We start from the raw sequence: 18463 nt of genomic DNA, 5'->3' as shown, positions 1-18463 counted from the left end.
GAGGGATGGACTTCTTCGAGCTGGTCACCATCGTCTTCGAGGTCGCCGGTGTCGGGGCGATGGTCGTGGGCTTCGTGATCGCCGTCACCCTCTCGGCCCGCCTGTGGTGGAGCACGCGCGACGGCGCACGGGCCTTCCGGATGCTGCGGGAGACGATCGGCTCGGTCATCCTGCTCGGGCTGGAGATCCTCGTGGCCGCCGACCTCGTGAAGACGGTCACGTCGACGCCCTCGCTGACCGACGCACTCGTCCTGGCGATCATCGTCGTCATCCGCACCCTGCTGAGCTTCTCCCTGCAGATCGAGATCGAGGGCACCCTCCCCTGGAAGCGCCTGGCGACGACCGGCCCGCAGCTGTTCGACCGCGCCGTCAAGCGCGGCGGCGAACGCACCCGACGTCGCGCCGAGGAGCAGGACGCCTCGGCCCAGGACCTCGAGCCGTCCGACGCGGCACCGGCGCCGACGGTCACGACGCAGGCCGTCCCCGACGATGAGGACGGCTTCCCCGAACTCCGCAGTCGCAGCTAGTGCAGTGCGGCTAGCGTGCCGCGGAGGTCGCCCAGGTGTCGCGGATGAGGTGTGGCAGCAGGCGCATGTCGTCGAAGACGTGGGTGCCGTCGCCGACGAGCCGCTCGGCGGGTGTCATGCCACCGGCGTAGGCGTACACCGTCATGCCGGCCGCGCGGGCAGCCAGGACGCCGACGACGCTGTCCTCGACGACCGCGCACCGCTCGGGGGGCGTGTCGAAGTCGGCGGCGGCGTGCAGGAAGAGGTCGGGTGCGGGCTTGCCCACGGCGACATCGGTCGCGCTGAAGATGCGCCCGTCGAAGCGGTCGTGGATGCCCACCTGCCCGAGGTTGCGGACGACGTCGTGCAGCATCCCGTTCGAGGCGACGCACAGCGGCACCCCGGTCGCAGCGATGCCGTCGAGGGCGTCGACGACACCGTCGACCGCCTCGAGCTCGCGCTCGCAGATGCCGCGGAACATGTCGCTCCAGCGCTGGATCCAGTCGGCCTCGAGCGGCTTCCCGAGGCGCTGCTCGACGAGCGTTGCGTAGGTCTCGAGCGAGGCACCGACGAAGAGCTCCCGCACCTCGGCCTCGGTGTAGTCGCCGCCGACCTCGTTGAGCAGCTGCAGGTTCACCCGGACGGAGATGCGTTCCGTGTCGACGAGCGTGCCGTCGCAGTCGAAGATGACGAGGTCCGGATAGTCGACTGGCATGCTCCGAGCCTAAACGACACCGCCTGCGCTGTGGCCGTGTGCCCTCCGGCGGCGACCTCCGACGACGGTCGGTGTCATGGTCAGCGGGCCGCGCGGACGCCCTGTCGCTGCCAGGTGACGACCATGCGTCGCGCATACTGGGTCGCCGCGACGAAGTGGCCGAGGAGTCCGAGGAGGATCGCCACGAAGCCGACCCCGCCGAAGACCCGGTAGAGCGCCGATGCCTGATCCCCGCCGCCGAGCGCGAGGCCTGTGAGCAGCGCGAAGAAGCCGACGAAGAGGAACACCGTCCGGATCTTGCCCGCGATGCTCACCGGCACCTCGGGCGTCCCGCGGAACGCGACGACGGCGACGAACGCGAGCAGGAGGTCGGGGACGATCATGACCACGAACACCTGCAACGGGATGATCTGCGCGACGGCGAACGACGCGGCGACCACGACCACGGTCAGGCGATCGGCCACGCCGTCGAGCCAGGTGCCGAGCGCGGAGACCGTGCCCATGCGGCGCGCGATCTGCCCGTCGGCGACGTCGCTCAGGAACACGACCGCCCCGACGACGAGCGCAGCCCAGTAGGAGCCGGTGATCACGAGGGCGGCGAAGACCGGGAGCAGGACGATACGTCCCGCCGTGATCGCGTTCGGCAGGTTCTTCCAGTCGTCGTCGGAGAACAACTGCGTCCGGAGGCGCGCGAGCGGCGTCTTCTCGTGCAGGGTCACCGGGATCATCGCCTCGTCGCCTGGGATCGCGGCACCACGGCGGAATCGGGCGATCGCGACCACCGTGACCATCACGACGAGCGCGAACAGCAGCACCCAGCCGGTGGCACCGAGGTACTGGCGGACCGTGTCGAGCGTGGCGCGGACGAGGGAGCCGACCCCGACGTAGACGGCGGACCAGAGGAGGGAGCCCAGCAGCGATGCCGCGAGGAACGACCGGTAGGGCACGCGGGCGACCCCAGCGGCGGTCGGTGTCAGGCACCGGAGCACGGGGACGAGCCTCGTGAGGAAGACGGCCTGGGCCCCGCGTCGCTCGAGCGCCTCGACCGCGCGGTCCCAGCCGTCGACGCCGAGACGCCGGACGATGGCCGAGTCACGGAGGCGACCACCGGAACGACGACCGACGAGGTAGCCGAGCTGGTCCCCGAGTGACCCACCGAGGGCGACCGCGAGGAACAGCACGAGGGCACCGGGGGCGGAGTCGAGCATGGCCGCGAGGAGGAGCACCACCGGTTCACCGGGGACGACGAGGCCGAGCCAGAGGCCGGACTCGGCGGTCGTGAACAGGAGCCCGAGGATCCAGATCAGCGGATCGGGCAGCGCCGTCGCGGCGTCGTTCACCCACCCGATGATGTCCACGGATCCCCGTTCAGCAGTGCGATCCGCACTCCTGGGTGGGGCGCGGCTCGCCCAAGTCTACGGACGAGCCGCGCCCTCCCATCCCCGAGGGGTCGTTCAAACGGTCATTCGCCGGACAGCTCGTCCCGATTCGCGCGTCGACGACGCAGGACGGCCGCGGTGACGACACCGGCGGCGCCGAGCACGAAGAGCGCTCCGGCCGCGACGATCCACGGCATCGCGTCCGCACCGGTCGAGGGCAGACGACCCGCGTTGCCCGGAACCGCGGGGTCGCTCGGGTTCGTCGACGGCACGGGTACGACAGCGTCGGGAACGAGGACGAAGGCCGATACCGAGACCACGGAACCGCCTGCGGCGACGACCACGGTCGCCGTGGTGGCGCCCTCGGCGGTGTAGCCCTCAGGCACCGCCACGGACACCTCGTAGGAACCTGGCGCGAGGCCGTCGAGGTCGTAGGCGCCGTCGACGTCCGTCGTGACGTCGACCGGGCCGGCCGGGGTCTCGACGGTCACGGTCACGTCCGCGATCGGAGCACCGGTGTCCGTCTCGACCGTTCCGGCGAGGCCGCCGAGCACCGCGTCGGCGACGAGCACGAAGGTGGGCACCGTCTGGACCGCCCCGTCCGTGCCGACGACGACGGTGGCGGTCGTGGCGCCACCCGCGGGCACCGAGTACCCGGCCGGGACGGTCAGCGTGACCTCGTAGCTGCCCGGCGCCAGGTCGGCGAGCCCGTAGGAGCCCTCGGCCGTCGTGGTCAGGGCGACCGGGCCGCCCGGCGTCGTCACCGTGACGGTCGCTGCGGGCACCGGAGCGTCGGTGTCCGTGCGGACGTCGCCGATGACGGTGCCGAGCCGAGCGAGCTCGAAGTCGACCGCGTCGAGATCGGCGTCGGCGAGCTCCTCCTCCCGGGTGGCCGCTCCGGAGACGACGTACCCCTCGGGCGCGACGATCGAGACCTGGTAGGCACCCGCGGGCAGGAGCGGGAAGCGGTAGGAACCGTCGGCGGCCGTGACGGCGCTCTCGACCCCGTTCGGACCATCGACGCTCACGGTGACGCCGGCCACACCGACCCCACCGGACGTGATCACCCCACCGAGGCTGGGGTTCGCGACGAGCACGAAGTCCTGCTCGGTGATGGGCGTCTCGCTCCCGACCGGCACGGTGAACGGTGCCGGGGCGGTCTGCACCGCGTAGCCCGCGGGCGGCGTGATGACGACCGTGTGGTCGCCGACCGGCACGGTGTCGAAGAGGTAGTTTCCATCGGTGTCGGTGGTGACGCTGCCGACACCGTCGATGGTGACGGTGGCACCGACGATCGGGACGCCGTCGGTGTCGAGCGCGGTCCCCGACACGGCGACGGGCACGATGTCGCGGACGGTGAAGTCCGCGACGGCATCTTCGTCCGTCAGATCCGCGGCGGCTCGTGAGGGACCATCGACGATCTTCCCGGTCGGCGGGACGAGCTGCACGGTGTAGCCGTCGGTCGCGAAGTAGCCGGCGAAGGCGTAGGCACCGCCTCCGGCGGTCGTGGTCGAGGCCACCACCCGGCCGTCGCGGTCGATGAGCCGGACGCCGACGCCGTCCAACGGGCCCGTGGTCTGGTCGGTCACCGTGCCGGTCACGTCACGTGCGAGCGATGCGAACCACGCCTGGTAGACGGGCGCTCCGAGACGCTGTTGGAAGGTGAACGTGAGACTGGAGATCGGGGCGGAGGGCTCGAACCACCCCGCTGCACCGGCGGTGTCCTGGGCGGCGTCATTGCCGCGGAGCACCTGCGTCGCCGGGTCCCAGGTGGGGACGTCCGTCGCGGAACCGGTGCAGGACGGCTTACCGGCCAGACCGGGAGCGCAATAGTTGAAGCCTCCGTTGAACCCGAGCTCGTCGGGGGTGAGCGCCGTGCCGTCGGGGCCGATCGCCGTCACGGTGACCTGGTCGGCATCGATGTCGCCGAGGACGAAGGTCCAGCCGGACGGCGGCGTCGGCGTCGCGAAGGAGTAGGTGGTGGTCGAGGGCGACGCCGCGTTGTTCGCCTTCGGGCGGAGGTTCAGGTAGGGCTGATCGCGGCTGCTGCCGTACTTCGCGCCGACCGGGGTCGACGCCGCCAACCAGGTGGAAGCGCCCGAGATGACGCCGACGCCACCGCCACCGCCACCGACCGAGTCGCTCGTCAACGCCGCCGTGAGGGCGGGCTGACCGGCCAGGGTCATCGTGCCCTGGTACGACCCCGATGCACCGGAGAACGTGGGCCACGTCGCCCAGCTCGAGGTGGTCGCGGCGGAGGCCGCCGGGACGGCTGCGGTGAGGGCGAGCGCTGAGGCTCCGAGCAGGGCGAGCACAGCGGCTCCGATGCGGCGGGTCATGGGCGTCAGGATGAACACACATCCTTCGCCTGCGAAAGCCCGGTGTCCCATTTCCGAGGGTCAGCCGAAACGGTGGTATCGACGGCTGCGGCATCGCAGACCCATGGACCGGACGCGCAGGATCATCCCGCGGGAGGACGGGAGATCGGGCGCGCGGGCGACGCGCCCCGGCGGTGATCCGAGGAGGCTGGAACCATCAACCGATCAGCTCCGCACACCGCGGAGGAAGGAAACCCACCTCATGTCCGCCTCAGCCACCACCGAGTCCACCACGATCTCGCCCGCCGAGGACGTGACCCTGGCAGACGCCCCGACCGAAGCCTTCGGCCCCGAACCCCTCACCCAGGCCATGCCCGTGCACGAGGTCTGGCCGACACAGCCGAGCGCCCCGTTCCCTGCCGCTCCGGCGCCCGTCGCGTCGGCCGCCGACCGTGAGAGCTCGACCCAGACGCTGTCGATCATCGCGTTCGCCCTGTCGATCGCCGCGGTCGTCGCGCCGTCGTTCGTGCTCCTGCCGATCGCCTCGCTCGTGCTCGGCATCATCGCGCTCGCCCGCAAGCCGAAGTCGAAGGGCTTCGCCCTCACCGCCGTCATCATCTCCGGAACCATGCTGGCGCTCGCCCTGATCGTCGCCGCCGGCGCAGCCCTGCTGCTCGGGGTGTCGGTGATCAGCAGCGGCTACGCCGGCTGACCCGATCTCCTACCCGACGCCCGTCCGCTCCTCTAGCGGGCGGGCGTCGTGGCGTGTCTCCCGGACATCCCAGCCAGCCGTTGATTGTTACACAATCGTGCGGCAGGCTGTCCCCATGACCCGCTCGCCGACGGAGACCCCGACGACTGCCGACAGCACCGCCGCGGGGCGCCTGTCCGTCGCCGCCGCGATCCTCGCCGCTGTGTGCTTCGGGACGACGGGGACGGCTCACGCGCTCCTGCCGATCGAGGTGGGCTCGGTCGCGTTCGGCGCTGCACGCATCGTCTTCGGCGGAGCGCTCCTCGTCCTCGTGTGGGCGGCCTTCACCCGTCGCTCGAGGTCCACGCCACCTCGGACCCGCGCAGCGGAACTCGGAAGGCCCGCCCTCATCGTCGCCGTCGTCGTGGGCACGATCGGGGTCACCGCGTACCAGCCGTTCTTCTTCCTCGGGGCGGAACGCAACGGTGTCGCGATCGGGACGCTCACCGCGCTCGGCTCCGCACCCGCGATCACCGGCCTCCTCGAATGGGCGATCCACCGTCGACGCCCGAGCGGCCGCTGGTTCCTGGCCACGATCGTCGCCGCAGCCGGCGTCGCCGTCCTGTCCGGGGTGACGGGCGGCGGGATCGGGACCGTCTCGGTGGACGGGTTGCTCGCATCCGTCGGAGCCGGAGCCTCCTACGCCCTGTACACGCTCTGCAGCAAGGCACTCATCGAGCACGGATGGACGCCGCTCGGCACCATGGCGGCGCTCTTCGGCGCAGCGGCGCTCGTCTCGGTGCCGATCCTCCTCGCCACCGAGACCGCCTGGATCCTCACCGCATCCGGCGCACTCGCGGTCGCGTGGCTCGCGCTCGTGAACACGGTGGCGGGGTACCTGCTGTTCGGCTACGCACTCGGCGGGTTGCCCGCGTCTCGCGTCGCGACCCTCACGCTCTTCGAACCACTGACGGCGACGCTCCTCGGCATCCTGCTCCTCGGCGAGTCCTTCGGGCCGTCGACCGTCGTCGGCGCCGCGCTGCTCGTGATCGGACTCGCGATCCTCGTCGTACCGAAGCGCATCGACCGTCGCGAGGTCGCCCCATGACCGCGGTCGACGCCGTCGCGGATGCACTGCGGGAGGACATCCTCGACGGACGGCTCGGCGCGGACGAGCCGTTGCGGGAGACCGCCCTCACCGCCCGGTTCGGCGTCAACCGGCACACCGTCCGAGCGGCGCTCCAGGCGCTCGCGGCGGAGCGCCTCGTCACGTTCGAGGCCTACCGCGGCGCACGGGTGCGGTCGTTCAGCGATGCCGACGTGCTCGCCCTCATGGAGTACCGGACGGCGATCGAGGCCGAGGCGGTCCGGCTGCTGCGAACGCGTACGGAACCGGGATCACGTCCCGCGGCATCGATCGTCGCGGCGAACGACAGTCTCCGACGCATCTGCCTCGACCGACCCGGCGATCACCGCGCCATCGAGGTCGCGCACGCCGAGCTGCACCACGCGATCGTCGCCGCGGCCCGGAGCCCTCGGCTGAGCGAGGCACACGGTGGGCTGCTCGCCGAACTCGGCCTGTTCATGGTGCAGCTCCGGAGCGTCCTCCCGCCCGAGGAACTCATCGACCAGCACGACCGACTCGTCCACGCGCTCAGCGGCGACCACGGTGAGGCGGAGCTCCGCGCGCACCTCGCGCACTCGGCGAAGCAGCTCATCGCGCTCCGCCAGTCGGCCCCCTGACCCAGCCCTTCCGGTCCCTGAGCCACCCCGTCCGGTCCCTGAGCTTGTCGAAGGGCACCTCGACGAGCTCGGCGACCGGGTGCAACTCGACGACCGCGGTCGGGCGATCAGCCTCGCGTCGAGGCGACCGCCTCCGGGCGCGAGCCGGTGGCGTCGGCCGCCGGCCGGACCGCAGGGTGCTCCTCGGACGGGCCCGACCACGGCAGCGTCACCGTGAACGTGGTGCCGGCGGAGGACGAGGCGACCTCGATCGAGCCCTCGTGGCCCTCGGCGATCGACAGCGCGATCGCCAGCCCGAGGCCCGTGCTGCCGGCGGCACGCGAGCGCGACGAGTCGGCCCGGGCGAACCGGTCGAAGAGTTCGGGGAGGAAGGCCTCGTCGATGCCGGGTCCGTCGTCGGCGATCGTCAGCGAGGCACGCTGCGGCTCGTCGGGACTCTTCGGTGCGCTGATGCGGGTGACCACGGAGGTGCCGGCCGGGGTGTGCACGGCGGCGTTCGACAACAGGTTCACGACGAGCTGGTGGAGACGCTCGCGGTCGCCGCGCACGATGATCGCGCGCTCCGGCACGTCGACCGACCAGTGGTGCGCCGGCGCCGAGACGGCCGCGTCGCTCACGGCGGCGGCGACGAGGTCGCTCAGGTCGACGTCGTCGAGGTGCAGATCCTGGCCCTCGTCGAGACGCGCCAACAGGAGCAACTCGCTGACGAGCGAGCTCATCCGGGTCGCCTCCGACTCGATGCGGGCGAGCGCGTGCTCCGTCATGGGCGGGAGGTTCTCGCTGTCCTGGCGGGTGAGCTCGGCGTAGCCCTGGATCGCGGCGAGCGGCGTCCGGAGTTCGTGGCTCGCGTCGGTGACGAACCGGCGCATGCGTTTGTCGGTCGCGGCACGGACGGCGAGTGCGCGGTCGACGTGGTCGATGAGGCCGTTGAGCGCCTCGCCCACCTTGCCGATCTCCGTCCGAGGATCGGTGTCGGCCTGATCGACCCGCACGTCGATCCCGGTGTCGCCGCGCTCGAGCTGCAGCGTGGACACCTCCTCGGCGGCGGCGGCCACGCGGGACAACGGTCGGAGCCCGAGGCGCACCACGATGATCGCCCCGACGATGGTGACCGCGAGCGCGAGCACGGCGAGGACCGCGATGACGATCGCCTCCTGCTGCACGGCCGCTCGCGGGGTGGCGAGCGAGACGCCGGCCACGAGGGTCTCGCCGTCGCCGTGGTCGAGGAACTCGAGCCGGTATCCGCCGAGCGACCCCAGTTCGATGTTCTGTCGCTCGGAGCTGTCGGCCGCGACGGCCTCCTCGATGAGCGCCTTCGTCCGCACGTCGAGCGCTGTCGCGTTGGACTGGGTGAAGCGCGCGGAGTCGACGACCCCACCGTCCGCGACGAGCGCGATGAGCGTGCCGGGACCATGACCGACGTAGTCCACGAACGGTTTGACGTATCCGGGCTCACCGCGCGTGGCATCGGGGTCCACCACGGCTCCCCCACCGGCCTGCTGATCGTGGAACTTCACCACGGAGTGCTCGAAGGCCTCCATCGATCCGGTGAGCTGCGTGTCGACGACGGCGGTGACCGACCCTTCGACCGTGACGATCGTCAGGATGCCGGACACCGCGAGGACGGCCGCGATGACCGCCGCGATGCCCGTCACCAGCCGTCGCTGGAGCGTCCACGGGTGCCGCCGGTCCACCCGAGGCGTCGGCGCGCCAGCGGTCGGAACCGATGCGGTGCTCATTCGACCGGCCGCAGCACGTATCCGACACCGCGGACGGTGTGGATCATCGGCGCCCGATCGGCGTCGATCTTCTTGCGGAGGTAGGAGACGTAGAGGTCGACGATGCTGGCCTTGCCGGCGAAGTCGTAGTTCCACACGCGGTCGAGGATCTGGGCACGACTCAGCACGCGCTTCGGGTTGCGCATGAAGTAGCGGAGCAGCTCGAACTCCGTCGTCGTGAGCGCCACCGGCTCGCCGTCGCGGCTGACCTCGTAGCTGCGCTCGTCGAGGAAGAGCCCGCCGATCGTGATGCGGGAGTCGTCGTCGGACACGACGTGCGCGGTGCGGCGGAGGAGACCGCGGAGGCGGGCCACGAGCTCCTCCAGCGAGAACGGCTTCGTCATGTAGTCGTCGCCGCCGGCGGTGAGTCCCATGATGCGGTCGTCCACCGAGTCGCGTGCGGTGAGGAACAGGGTCGGGGTGCCCGATTCCGGCTCCCCCTGCGAGAAGCTGCGAAGCTGGCGGAGGACGCTCAGCCCGTCCATGTCGGGCAACATGATGTCGAGGACGACGACGTCCGGACGTTCCGTGCGGTAGCGCTGGACGGCCTCGCGACCGTTGGTGGCGACGTCCACGACCCACCCCTCGTAGCCGAGGGCAAGGCTCACGAGGTCGGTCAGGACCGCTTCGTCATCGACGAGGAGGACGCGGATGGGTGAACCGTCGGCCCGGTACATCCGCGGTAGCTTGGCGAGGACCGCCCGGCGGCGCCCCGAGTCGACGATCTGCGTGGGCAGGTCGGAGGGCATGGAACGATTATCGGTCGTCGAGCTGCGAGGCGCGGGAGCGACGGGCGATTCATAGAGGCCTCATATCTTTTCAGGCCGAGCCCATGGGTGCGGTGCCTACCGTGGAGGGCATGACCCGAGCAGAGCCCCTGGGCACGTCGTTCGCCCCCCGCCGTCGTCGAACGGCCGGCGCGACGGCCGAGCCCGCGGACCGGATCCGGAGCGGTCTCGCCGCCGCGGTCCATGCTCTGCGCCCCCTGTTCCCGGCAGGTGTCTCACGTCCTCGGTTCCTCCGCGGGCCGCGGATCGAGGTTCCGGTCGATGCGCACCCGATCAGCACCGACCGTCTCGTCCTGCGTCGCCACCGGTTGGAGGACGCCGAGGCCTGGTACCGCATCCAGTCCACGCCCGAGGTCGTCGAGCACCTGCCGTGGCCCGTCCGCGACCGGGAGGCGTCCCGCGAGCACCTGCGTCACCGCGTCCGGCACAGCCGCCTCTGGCAGTCGGGCGACTTCCTCGCTCTGGCCGTCGAGCACGACGGGCGGCTCGTCGGCGACGTCTCCCTGCACCTCCGCGACGTCCAGCCTGCTGCGCGCTCGGTCGAGATCGGATGGGTCCTCGACCCCGCCGTCGGCGGACGCGGTCTCGCGAGCGAGGCCTCGGCGGCGATGATCGACCTGGCCTTCCGCGAGGTCGGGGCGAAGACCGTGACGGCCGTCATCGAGCCGGAGAACACCAGGTCCATCGCCCTCGCCGAGCGGCTCGGCTTCCTGCGGGCGACCGCGCCGCGCCGGTCGTCGAGCATCACCTTCGCGATCACGCCCTCGCTCCTCGCCGCGCGTCGCGCAGAACGCGTCGAAGCCACGCACACGGAGTCCACCGTCACACGCCCCTGATCGCCGGCGTCCCGATCGCCGAACCTGCCGGGGCTGAGTCTCCCCCACTCCAGCCTCGGCAGGTTCAGCCGTCGGGACGCCGTCGACGTGTGCCCCTCGAGTCACGCGTCCACAACGCAGGAGGTCCTCGGCGCGTCGCCTCCGGCTGCCGTCCGACGGCGCCGACCAGCCCGCGGCGTCCTGAGTTGTGCGCTGTCCAGGGTTCCGGTCGGTTCCAATATCCTATAGGATTATCGCGATGTGCCGGCTTGCGCCGGATCGACGGACTCGATGACGAGGAGATGCAGATGACCAGGCTCTGGAACCGACCGGCCGACTTCGCGGATGAGATGGTGGACGGCTTCGTCCGAGCCAACGGACGCTGGGTGCGCAAGGTCTCCGGCGGGGTGTCGCGCTCCACGAAGTCCGCGGAACCGGAGGTCGCCCTCGTGATCGGTGGCGGATCCGGGCACTATCCCGCCTTCGCCGGCCTCGTCGGCCCGGGACTCGCCCACGGTGCGGCCATGGGCAACCTCTTCGCGTCGCCGTCCGCACACCAGGTGGAGAGCGTCGTCCGCGCGAGCGAACAGGGCCGGGGCGTCCTCCTCAGCTACGGCAACTACGCCGGCGACGTCTTGCACTTCACCGCCGCCCAGGACGCCGTGCGCGCCGACGGCATCGACTGCCGCACCGTCACCGTGACCGACGACATCTTCAGCGCACCGCCCACCGAACTCGAGAAGCGGCGCGGAATCGCGGGCGACCTCACCGTCTTCAAGGTCGCGGGCGGTGCGGCATCGGGCGGGTACTCCATCGACGACGTCGAGCGCGTGGCGATCCTGGCCAACACCCGGACCCGTTCGATGGGCGTCGCGTTCTCCGGGTGCACGCTGCCCGGTGCCGACGAACCGTTGTTCTCCGTGCCGGAGGGGCGGATGGCCGTCGGGCTCGGCATCCACGGCGAGCCCGGTATCGACGAGACCGACATCCCCTCCGCGGACGGATTGGCGGAGTTGTTCGTGCACCACCTCCTGAACGAGGCCGAGATCCCGGAGGGCGTCACGCCGAAGGGCGCGCGCGTCGTCCCGATCCTCAACGGCCTCGGTTCCGTGAAGTCCGAAGAGCTGTTCGTCGTCTACGACCGCATCGCCTCCCTGCTGGAGGACGCCGGGATCACCCTCGTCGACCCGCAGGTCGGTGAGTTCTGCACGAGCTTCGACATGGCCGGCGTCTCACTCACCCTGCTCTGGGTGGACGAGGAGCTGGAGCGACTGTGGAGTGCTGCTGCGGACACGCCCGCGTTCCGCACGGGCGCCGTCGACTCCGGCGCACTCGAGACCGTCGCCGCCGACGACACCGAGGACGTCGCCTTCGTCGTGCCGGACGCTTCGCCCGAGTCGCAGGAGTCGGCGGCCGTCGTGGCCGACGCGATCTCCGCGATCCAGGAGCTCCTCGCGGAGCACGCGGACGAGCTGGGACGCCTCGACGCCATCGTCGGCGACGGCGACCACGGCATCGGTATGGATCGCGGGGCGACCGCCGCCGCCGAGGAGGCCGAGCGCCTGCGCGAGGCCGGTGCCGGCGTCGCGACCCTGCTCGACCGCTCGGGCGACGCCTGGTCCGACCGCGCCGGTGGCACCTCGGGCGCCCTGTGGGGCGTCATGCTCCGCACCCTCGGCGAGCGCCTCGGCGACGCCGAGCGCCCGACCGCCACCGCCGTGAGCGAGGGCGTGACCGCAGCGAAGGACGCCGTCATGCGCTACGGCAAGGCCTCCGTCGGCGACAAGACGCTCGTCGACGCCCTCGTCCCGTTCGCCGACACGCTCGCAGAACGCGTCACCGCCGGCGACGACCTCTCCACCGCCTGGACCACCGCGGCGGCGGCAGCAACCGCTGCGGCACACGACACGGCCGGTCTCATGCCCGGCATGGGCCGAGCCCGCTCGCACGGCTCGAAGGCCGTCGGCGTCGAGGACCCCGGAGCCGTCTCCCTCGCCCTCATCGTCGAGCGTGTCGGCACCCTGCTCGCCGAGCGCTGAACGACCGCTCCACCGACAGACACTCCGCTTCCTGAACAGACACCCCGCTCCCTGAAGCGACACACCGGTCCCTGAGCTTGTCGAAGGGCCAGCAACGAAAGGCACACCATGACCCGCACCTGGCGAATCGTCATCGGCTCCGATGACGCCGGTTACGACTACAAGGAGATCATCAAGCGCGACCTCGAGGCGAGCGACCTGGTCGCCTCCGTGGTCGACGTCGGGGTCGACGCCGACGGCCACACCAACTACCCGACCGTCGCGGTGACCGCGGCCGAGATCGTCGCCCGCGGCGAGGCCGACCGCGCGCTGCTCATCTGCGGCACGGGCCTCGGCGTCGCGATCGCGGCGAACAAGGTCCAGGGCATCCGAGCCGTCACCGCGCACGACGGCTTCTCCGTCGAACGCGGGGTGCTCTCGAACGATGCCCAGGTCCTGTGCATGGGCCAGCGCGTCGTCGGCATCGAACTCGCCCGCCGCAACGTGCGCGAGTGGCTCACCTACGAGTTCGACGCATCGAGCGCCTCGAACGACAAGGTGCAGGAGATCAGCGCGTACGAAGCGTCCTGATGTCAGGACGTCCCAGACTCGTCGGCGTGAGCCTGAAGATGTACTTCGGGCACGCGCAGACGCTCGACTGGTGCTCGGTCGTCGCGGGGGTGTCGGCCGAGCACCACGCACTCCGATCCGGCGCGGCGGAGCTGTTCGTCATCCCCGGATACCTCTCGGTGACCGGCGCGGTCGAGCGGCTCCGCGGCGTCGCGTCCGTGGGGGCTCAGGACCTCGCGGCCGAGGACACCGGGGCGTTCACCGGCGAAGTGAGCGGCGCAGAGCTCCGCGAGGTCGGCTGCGAGGTCGTCGAGGTCGGGCACGCGGAGCGACGCCGGCTGTTCGGCGAGACGCCCGACGTCGTCCGCGCGAAGACGACCGCTGCGCTCCGCAACGGGCTCGCGCCGGTGTTGTGCATCGGCGAGGCCGAGCACGGAGACGCCGAGGTGGCGGCCGCTGAGTGCGTCGCACAGCTCGACGACGCCCTGGCAGGGGCGGTCGCCGCCGGGATCGTGGGCCGCGTCATCGTCGCCTACGAACCGCACTGGGCCATCGGCGCCACCGAGGCCGCGAGTCCAGCCCACATCCGCACGGTGTGCCTCCGACTGCGCGGCCACCTGGACACGCTCGCCGCGGCCGGGCACATCGAGACCACCTCGGCCGTCATCTACGGCGGGAGCGCCGGACCCGGCCTGCTCACGACGATCGGCGACGCGGTCGACGGGGTCTTCCTCGGCCGCTTCGCCCACGATCCGACAGCCCTCTCACTGGTGCTCGACGAGGTGGCCGGCCTCGACCGCGCGGGCTCCGACCTGCCGCGATGACGCCTGGAGGCCCCGTAAACTGGTCCTCGACGATCATCGCGGCCGCTCGACCGGAGGTTCCCCTCCGTGACGACGCCTCGAGCACACCCTTCGGAGGCTGCCGTGGTTGATGCCGTCTTCCCGCTCGGCGCCTCCTCCTCGCTCGAGCGCCGCGGTCTGCGCGACCGCGTCTACGAGCTGGTGCTCGACATGCTCCTGAGCTCCGGCATCGAACCGGGTGCCCGCCTGTCGATCGACGCCATCGCCCGCGACCTCGACGTCTCGCCGACGCCGGTCCGCGAGGCGCTCGTCCAGCTGGAGCGTACCGGCCTCGTGACCCGGGTCACCCACAAGGGCTACCGGGTGGCACCGCCGCTCGCCGACGACCAGCTCGAGTCGCTGTTCGACGCCCGCATCGTGCTCGAGAGCGGTGCCACGGCGCTGGCCGCCGCCCACGCAGACGAGCTCGTCCCGGCCCTCGAGGTCGCACTTGAGCAGCACGTCGAGATGACCGCCAGGGTGCGCGCCGCGGCATCGGCCGGCGAGATCCCCGTCGCACTCCTCCGCGAGTACTTCGCGGTGGACTGGAACTTCCACCACCTCATCTTCGAGGGCACCCGCAACCCCTTCCTCCTCGACATGTCCGAGGGCATCTCCACCCGCGTGCACCGCATGCGCCAGACGGTCGAGACGGGCGTCACCGACGCCGACCAGGCGGTCGTCGAGCACCGCGCCATCCTCGACGCGTTCTCCGACGGCCCCGCGGCCGCCGCGGCGGCCATGCGCTCGCACATCGAGCTCGTGCGCACCCGCGCCCGCAGCGACGCCGAGCACTGAGCCGCCCCTCCTCCGGACCCCGAGCCTGTCGAAGGGCGCAGAGACGGGGCCGACCGCCTGAGCGATCGACCCCGTCCGGGTGTTGCGTCGTGACTAGTGCGCCGTGCGGTTCGCCGTCGTCTCGAGCAGCTCGTCCGCCTTCGCACCACGGAAGAACCGGGTGCAGTAGAGCATCGCGGCCGCGAGGAAGGCGAACACCCCGAGCGAGACCACACCCCACACACCGCTGTCGGTCGGCACGCTCTCGTTGATCCCGGTGCGCATGATCGGCGCGACGAAGCCGCCGAGGTTACCGAGCGAGTTGATGAGGCCGATGCCCGCCGCTGCAGCCGTTCCGGTGAGGAACGCCGTCGGGTAGGCCCACGTGATCGGCCCGACCGAGAGGAAGCTCGCCACCGCGATGGTGATGAACAGGATGCCGAGGAAGGGCTGGTTGTTCGCACCAGCCCAGGCCGAGGCCAGGATGAACACGCCGGTGGAGATGTAGAACATCGTGCCCCAGGTGCGACGACGGACGACCGTGTTCGCGTTCCGGCCCACGTAGTAGCAGGCGAACAGACCCACGAGCCACGGGATGGCCGCCACGAGACCGACCTGCCAGCCGACGTCCTGACCGATGAGGTTCGCCACCTGCTGCGGGAGGTAGAAGGTCGTGCCGTACACCGCGATCTGCAGGCAGAAGTAGATGATGGTGAAGTACCACACCTTCCAACTCGTCATCGCCTTCGCGATACCGGTCGGGCCATCCGACTGCCGCACGGTGTCCTCGCGTTCCATCGCGGCCGTCAACGAGTCCTTCTCCTGTTGGTCCAGCCACTTCGCCTGTTGTGGTGAGTTGGTGAGGAAGTAGAGCGCTGCGAAGCCGGCAAGGACCGCGAGCATGCCCTCGGCGAAGAACATCACCTGCCAGCCGTGCCACGGGGTCAGGGCGTCACCGAAGCTGATGAGGCCACCACTCAGCGGGGCGCCGAGCATCTGCGAGAACGGCTGCGCCAGGTAGAAGATCGAGAACATCTGGACACGGACCTTGTTCGGGAACCACTCCGACAGGAACATGATGACGCCGGGGAAGAGCCCGGCCTCGGTCACGCCGAGCAGGAAGCGCAGGACGATGAACATCGTGTCGTTCGTCGTGAAGGCGAACAGGGCCGCGACGATGCCCCAGGTCACCGCGATGCGGGCGAGCCAGAACCGGGCGCCGAACTTCTTCAGGAGCAGGTTGCTCGGGATCTCGAAGATCGCGTAGCCGATGAAGAAGATGCCGGCGCCGAGGGCGAAGGCACCGTTCGAGATGCCGCGGTCGACGCTGAGCGCCTCCTCGGCGAAGCCGACGTTCGTGCGGTCCAGGAACGCGACGAAGTACAGGATGACGAGCATCGGCATGAGGTGCTTCGACGCCTTGCGGATCGCCGACTTCAGCGCCGGATCGTTGGTCGATCCGATCGCCGGCGAATTGGGTGTGGACAAGACACTCTCCTTTGAGATGACTGGTGCGGGTGGGTGCTGCTGGCGCTACTGCTGCTGCTGGCGGTGGTCAGGAGACCATCGAGGGGACGATCATCCAGAGGCCGATGCCGACGAAGACGACGCCGAGACCGAGGAAGATCAACCGGGATTTGGTCCACTGACCGGTGAGGTGCTGCATGGTGCTGCTCCGTTCGCTCGTGGTGCGTGTGGTGGATCAGTGCATGTAGAGGCCGCCGTCGACGTTCAGCGTCTGACCGGTGACGAAGCCGGCGTCCTCACTGATGAGGTAGGCGATGGCGGCGGCGATGTCGCGTGGGGTGCCGATGCGGGGCAGGACGCCGTCGGCGGCCATGGCCGTCTTGCGCTCCTCGGTGAGGGTGCCGCCCATGATGTCGGTGTCGATGGGTCCGGGCGAGATGGCGTTGACCGTGATGCCGTCGTGGCCGAGCTCGCGGGCGACGCTGCGGGTGAAGCCGATCACGCCGGCCTTCGCCGCCGAGTAGGCCGTCTTGCTGAAGGTGCCGCCGCCACGCTGGGCGGAGACGGACGACAGGCTGACGACGCGACCGACACCGTTCGACACCATCGACTCCACCGCACGGCGGGTCGTGTAGTGGACACCGTTGAGGTTGATGTCGATGACGCGCTTCCACTCGTCGGCACTCACCTCGAGGTAGGGCACGGGTGAGGCGACGCCCGCGAGGTTCACGAGGGCGACGAGCTGTGGGAGGGCGGCCTCGAGCGCGTCGAACGCGGCACGCACCTGCGCCTCGTCGGCGACGTTCGCGCCGGCGCCGGCCGCCTGCACCCCGTGCTGCTCCGCGATCTCGGCGGCGACCGCCTGCGCCGCAGCCTCGTCGAGGTCGATGATCCCGATGTTCCAGCCGAGTTCGGCGAGGTGGTGGGCGGAGGCGCGACCGATGCCGCGCGGGGAGGCTGCGCCGGTGAGGACGACGGTCTTGGATTCGGGGAAGGTGGTGGCGGTCATGGACGGCCTTTCTGCGTGGGAGTGGTGAAGTCGGGTGTCCGATCGAGCCGGACGGTGCGCTCGGTCGGCGCCGCGCTCAGTTGATGGGCGCGGGGCCGAGCTCGTCCATGAGCTGCTTGATCGCGACGTAGGCCTTGTTGCGGTAGGCGATCAGCTCGGGCGTGCGGTCGGCCGGGACGTCGAGGTAGCCGGCACCCGACTTGGTGCCGAACTTGCCGGCGTCGACGAGCTCTTTGAGGGAGTCCGGCGTGGCGAACCGTTCGGGCCACCGGGTCTGGAGCGAGGCGTAGCAGAAGGAGTACACGTCGAGTCCGGCCATGTCGGCGATCGCGAACGGACCGAAGACGGGGAGCCGGAAGCCGAAGGTGGTGCGGACGATCGTGTCGATGTCCTCGGGCGTCGCTACGCCCTCCTCGACGAGCTGCGTCGCCTCGTGGAACAGCGCGTACTGCAGGCGGTTGAGCACGAAGCCCGTGGCGTCCTTGACGCGGGCGGTCTCCTTGCCGGTCGCCGCGACGATCTCCTCGACGGTGGCGATCGCCGCATCGGCGGTGGTCTCGTGCGGGATGAGTTCGACGCCGGGGATGAACGGGGCCGGGTTCGAGAAATGGACGCCGAGGAACCGCTCCGGGTTGGTGACGGCCTCCGCGAGCGAACCGATGAGGATGGTCGAGGTGTTCGAGCCGATGATGGCGTCGGGCGAGGCGGCGGCGCTGATGCGACGGAGGGTCTCGTGCTTGATCTCGATCTTCTCGGGGACGGCCTCCTCGATGAAGTCGGCTCCGCTCACGGCCTCCTCGATGGACGCGGCGGGCGAGACGTTGGCGCGGATCCGCTCCACGGCGTCGGCGGGGAAGAGGCCGTCGGCGACGAACTGCTCGGCCTCGGCGATGAGACGGTCGTAGTTCTTGCGCGCGATCTCCTCGGAGATGTCGGCGATGCGGACGGTGGCGCCGGACAGCGCGAGCACCTGGGCGATGCCGCCGCCCATGTACCCCGATCCGACGACGGCGATGGTGTGTGTGGTCATGATGAAGCTCTCCTGTG

At 70.6% G+C, this 18463-nt stretch carries 17 protein-coding genes; 9 read left to right on the top strand and 8 right to left on the bottom strand.

The features are described 5' to 3' along the window. The first annotated feature begins 5 nt into the window (after positions 1 to 5). On the top strand, positions 6 to 527 hold the full coding sequence (locus ITJ62_RS14335; RefSeq protein WP_194603482.1) for a DUF1622 domain-containing protein: 522 nt from the start codon (positions 6 to 8) through the stop codon (positions 525 to 527). Positions 528 to 537: 10 nt separating this feature from the next. Here ITJ62_RS14335 and ITJ62_RS14330 read toward each other — a convergent pair whose 3' ends face one another. The 3 genes from ITJ62_RS14330 to ITJ62_RS14320 form a co-directional block, all read right to left on the bottom strand. Next, positions 538 to 1221: an HAD family phosphatase gene (locus ITJ62_RS14330; RefSeq protein WP_194603479.1), complete on the bottom strand. Its 684-nt coding sequence runs from the start codon at positions 1219 to 1221 to the stop codon at positions 538 to 540. A gap of 80 nt (positions 1222 to 1301) precedes the next feature. After that, positions 1302 to 2579 carry a CDP-alcohol phosphatidyltransferase family protein gene (locus ITJ62_RS14325; RefSeq protein ID WP_194603476.1) on the bottom strand — a complete coding sequence of 426 codons (1278 nt, stop codon included), beginning with the start codon at positions 2577 to 2579 and terminating at the stop codon, positions 1302 to 1304. 104 nt (positions 2580 to 2683) lie between these two features. Beyond that, positions 2684 to 4939, bottom strand: coding sequence for a carboxypeptidase regulatory-like domain-containing protein (locus ITJ62_RS14320; protein WP_194603473.1), 2256 nt, complete (start codon positions 4937 to 4939; stop codon positions 2684 to 2686). Between the two features lie 241 nt (positions 4940 to 5180). Here ITJ62_RS14320 and ITJ62_RS14315 point away from each other — a divergent pair, with 241 nt between their 5' ends. The 3 genes from ITJ62_RS14315 to ITJ62_RS14305 all read left to right on the top strand — a co-directional run bounded on the left by ITJ62_RS14315 (position 5181) and on the right by ITJ62_RS14305 (position 7352). Beyond that, positions 5181 to 5630: a hypothetical protein gene (locus ITJ62_RS14315; protein ID WP_194603470.1), complete on the top strand. Its 450-nt coding sequence runs from the start codon at positions 5181 to 5183 to the stop codon at positions 5628 to 5630. 115 nt (positions 5631 to 5745) lie between these two features. Further along, entirely contained in the window at positions 5746 to 6717 is a 972-nt protein-coding gene (locus ITJ62_RS14310; RefSeq protein ID WP_194603468.1) for a DMT family transporter, read from the top strand. Further along, positions 6714 to 7352 (top strand): GntR family transcriptional regulator, encoded by a 639-nt coding sequence (locus ITJ62_RS14305; protein ID WP_194603465.1) that lies wholly within the window; start codon positions 6714 to 6716, stop codon positions 7350 to 7352. Before ITJ62_RS14310 ends, ITJ62_RS14305 begins: the two co-directional genes overlap by 4 nt. 107 nt (positions 7353 to 7459) lie before the next feature. Here the strand turns inward: ITJ62_RS14305 and ITJ62_RS14300 are convergent, their stop codons facing one another. After that, positions 7460 to 9007, bottom strand: a complete 1548-nt coding sequence (locus ITJ62_RS14300; protein ID WP_370581929.1) for a sensor histidine kinase — start codon at positions 9005 to 9007, stop codon at positions 7460 to 7462. An 80-nt stretch (positions 9008 to 9087) separates the two neighbouring features. Further along, entirely contained in the window at positions 9088 to 9879 is a 792-nt protein-coding gene (locus tag ITJ62_RS14295; protein ID WP_064295688.1) for a response regulator transcription factor, read from the bottom strand. A 110-nt stretch (positions 9880 to 9989) separates the two neighbouring features. On the opposite strand from ITJ62_RS14295, the gene ITJ62_RS14290 reads away from it, so the two are divergent. From ITJ62_RS14290 to ITJ62_RS14270, 5 genes are all read left to right on the top strand, one after another. Continuing rightward, complete coding sequence (locus ITJ62_RS14290) at positions 9990 to 10754, top strand: GNAT family N-acetyltransferase (protein ID WP_194603458.1); 765 nt, start codon at positions 9990 to 9992, stop codon at positions 10752 to 10754. Positions 10755 to 11041: 287 nt separating this feature from the next. Then, positions 11042 to 12772, top strand: a complete 1731-nt coding sequence (locus ITJ62_RS14285; RefSeq protein ID WP_194603454.1) for a dihydroxyacetone kinase family protein — start codon at positions 11042 to 11044, stop codon at positions 12770 to 12772. Positions 12773 to 12880: 108 nt separating this feature from the next. Beyond that, entirely contained in the window at positions 12881 to 13342 is a 462-nt protein-coding gene (locus tag ITJ62_RS14280) for a ribose-5-phosphate isomerase (protein ID WP_194603450.1), read from the top strand. Beyond that, positions 13342 to 14145, top strand: coding sequence for a triose-phosphate isomerase family protein (locus tag ITJ62_RS14275; protein WP_194603448.1), 804 nt, complete (start codon positions 13342 to 13344; stop codon positions 14143 to 14145). The genes ITJ62_RS14280 and ITJ62_RS14275 overlap by 1 nt, the downstream gene beginning before the upstream one ends. A 102-nt stretch (positions 14146 to 14247) precedes the next feature. Next, positions 14248 to 14961, top strand: a complete 714-nt coding sequence (locus tag ITJ62_RS14270) for a GntR family transcriptional regulator (protein ID WP_370581928.1) — start codon at positions 14248 to 14250, stop codon at positions 14959 to 14961. A gap of 93 nt (positions 14962 to 15054) precedes the next feature. Here ITJ62_RS14270 and ITJ62_RS14265 read toward each other — a convergent pair whose 3' ends face one another. From ITJ62_RS14265 to ITJ62_RS14255, 3 genes are all read right to left on the bottom strand, one after another. Next, positions 15055 to 16428, bottom strand: a complete 1374-nt coding sequence (locus ITJ62_RS14265) for an MFS transporter (RefSeq protein WP_228498506.1) — start codon at positions 16426 to 16428, stop codon at positions 15055 to 15057. A gap of 214 nt (positions 16429 to 16642) precedes the next feature. Then, the gene (locus ITJ62_RS14260) at positions 16643 to 17416 is read right to left on the bottom strand and encodes an SDR family NAD(P)-dependent oxidoreductase (RefSeq protein ID WP_194603445.1); all 774 of its coding nucleotides are present in this window, start codon (positions 17414 to 17416) and stop codon (positions 16643 to 16645) included. A 76-nt stretch (positions 17417 to 17492) separates the two neighbouring features. Continuing rightward, positions 17493 to 18446, bottom strand: a complete 954-nt coding sequence (locus tag ITJ62_RS14255) for a 3-hydroxyacyl-CoA dehydrogenase family protein (protein ID WP_194603443.1) — start codon at positions 18444 to 18446, stop codon at positions 17493 to 17495. Positions 18447 to 18463: the final 17 nt, after the last annotated feature.

Source organism: Plantibacter sp. VKM Ac-2876, assembly GCF_015350715.1.
Classification (GTDB): domain Bacteria; phylum Actinomycetota; class Actinomycetes; order Actinomycetales; family Microbacteriaceae; genus Plantibacter; species Plantibacter auratus.
Note: the sequence above shows the minus strand (reverse complement) of the source record. Positions and strands in the feature narration are given on the sequence as shown.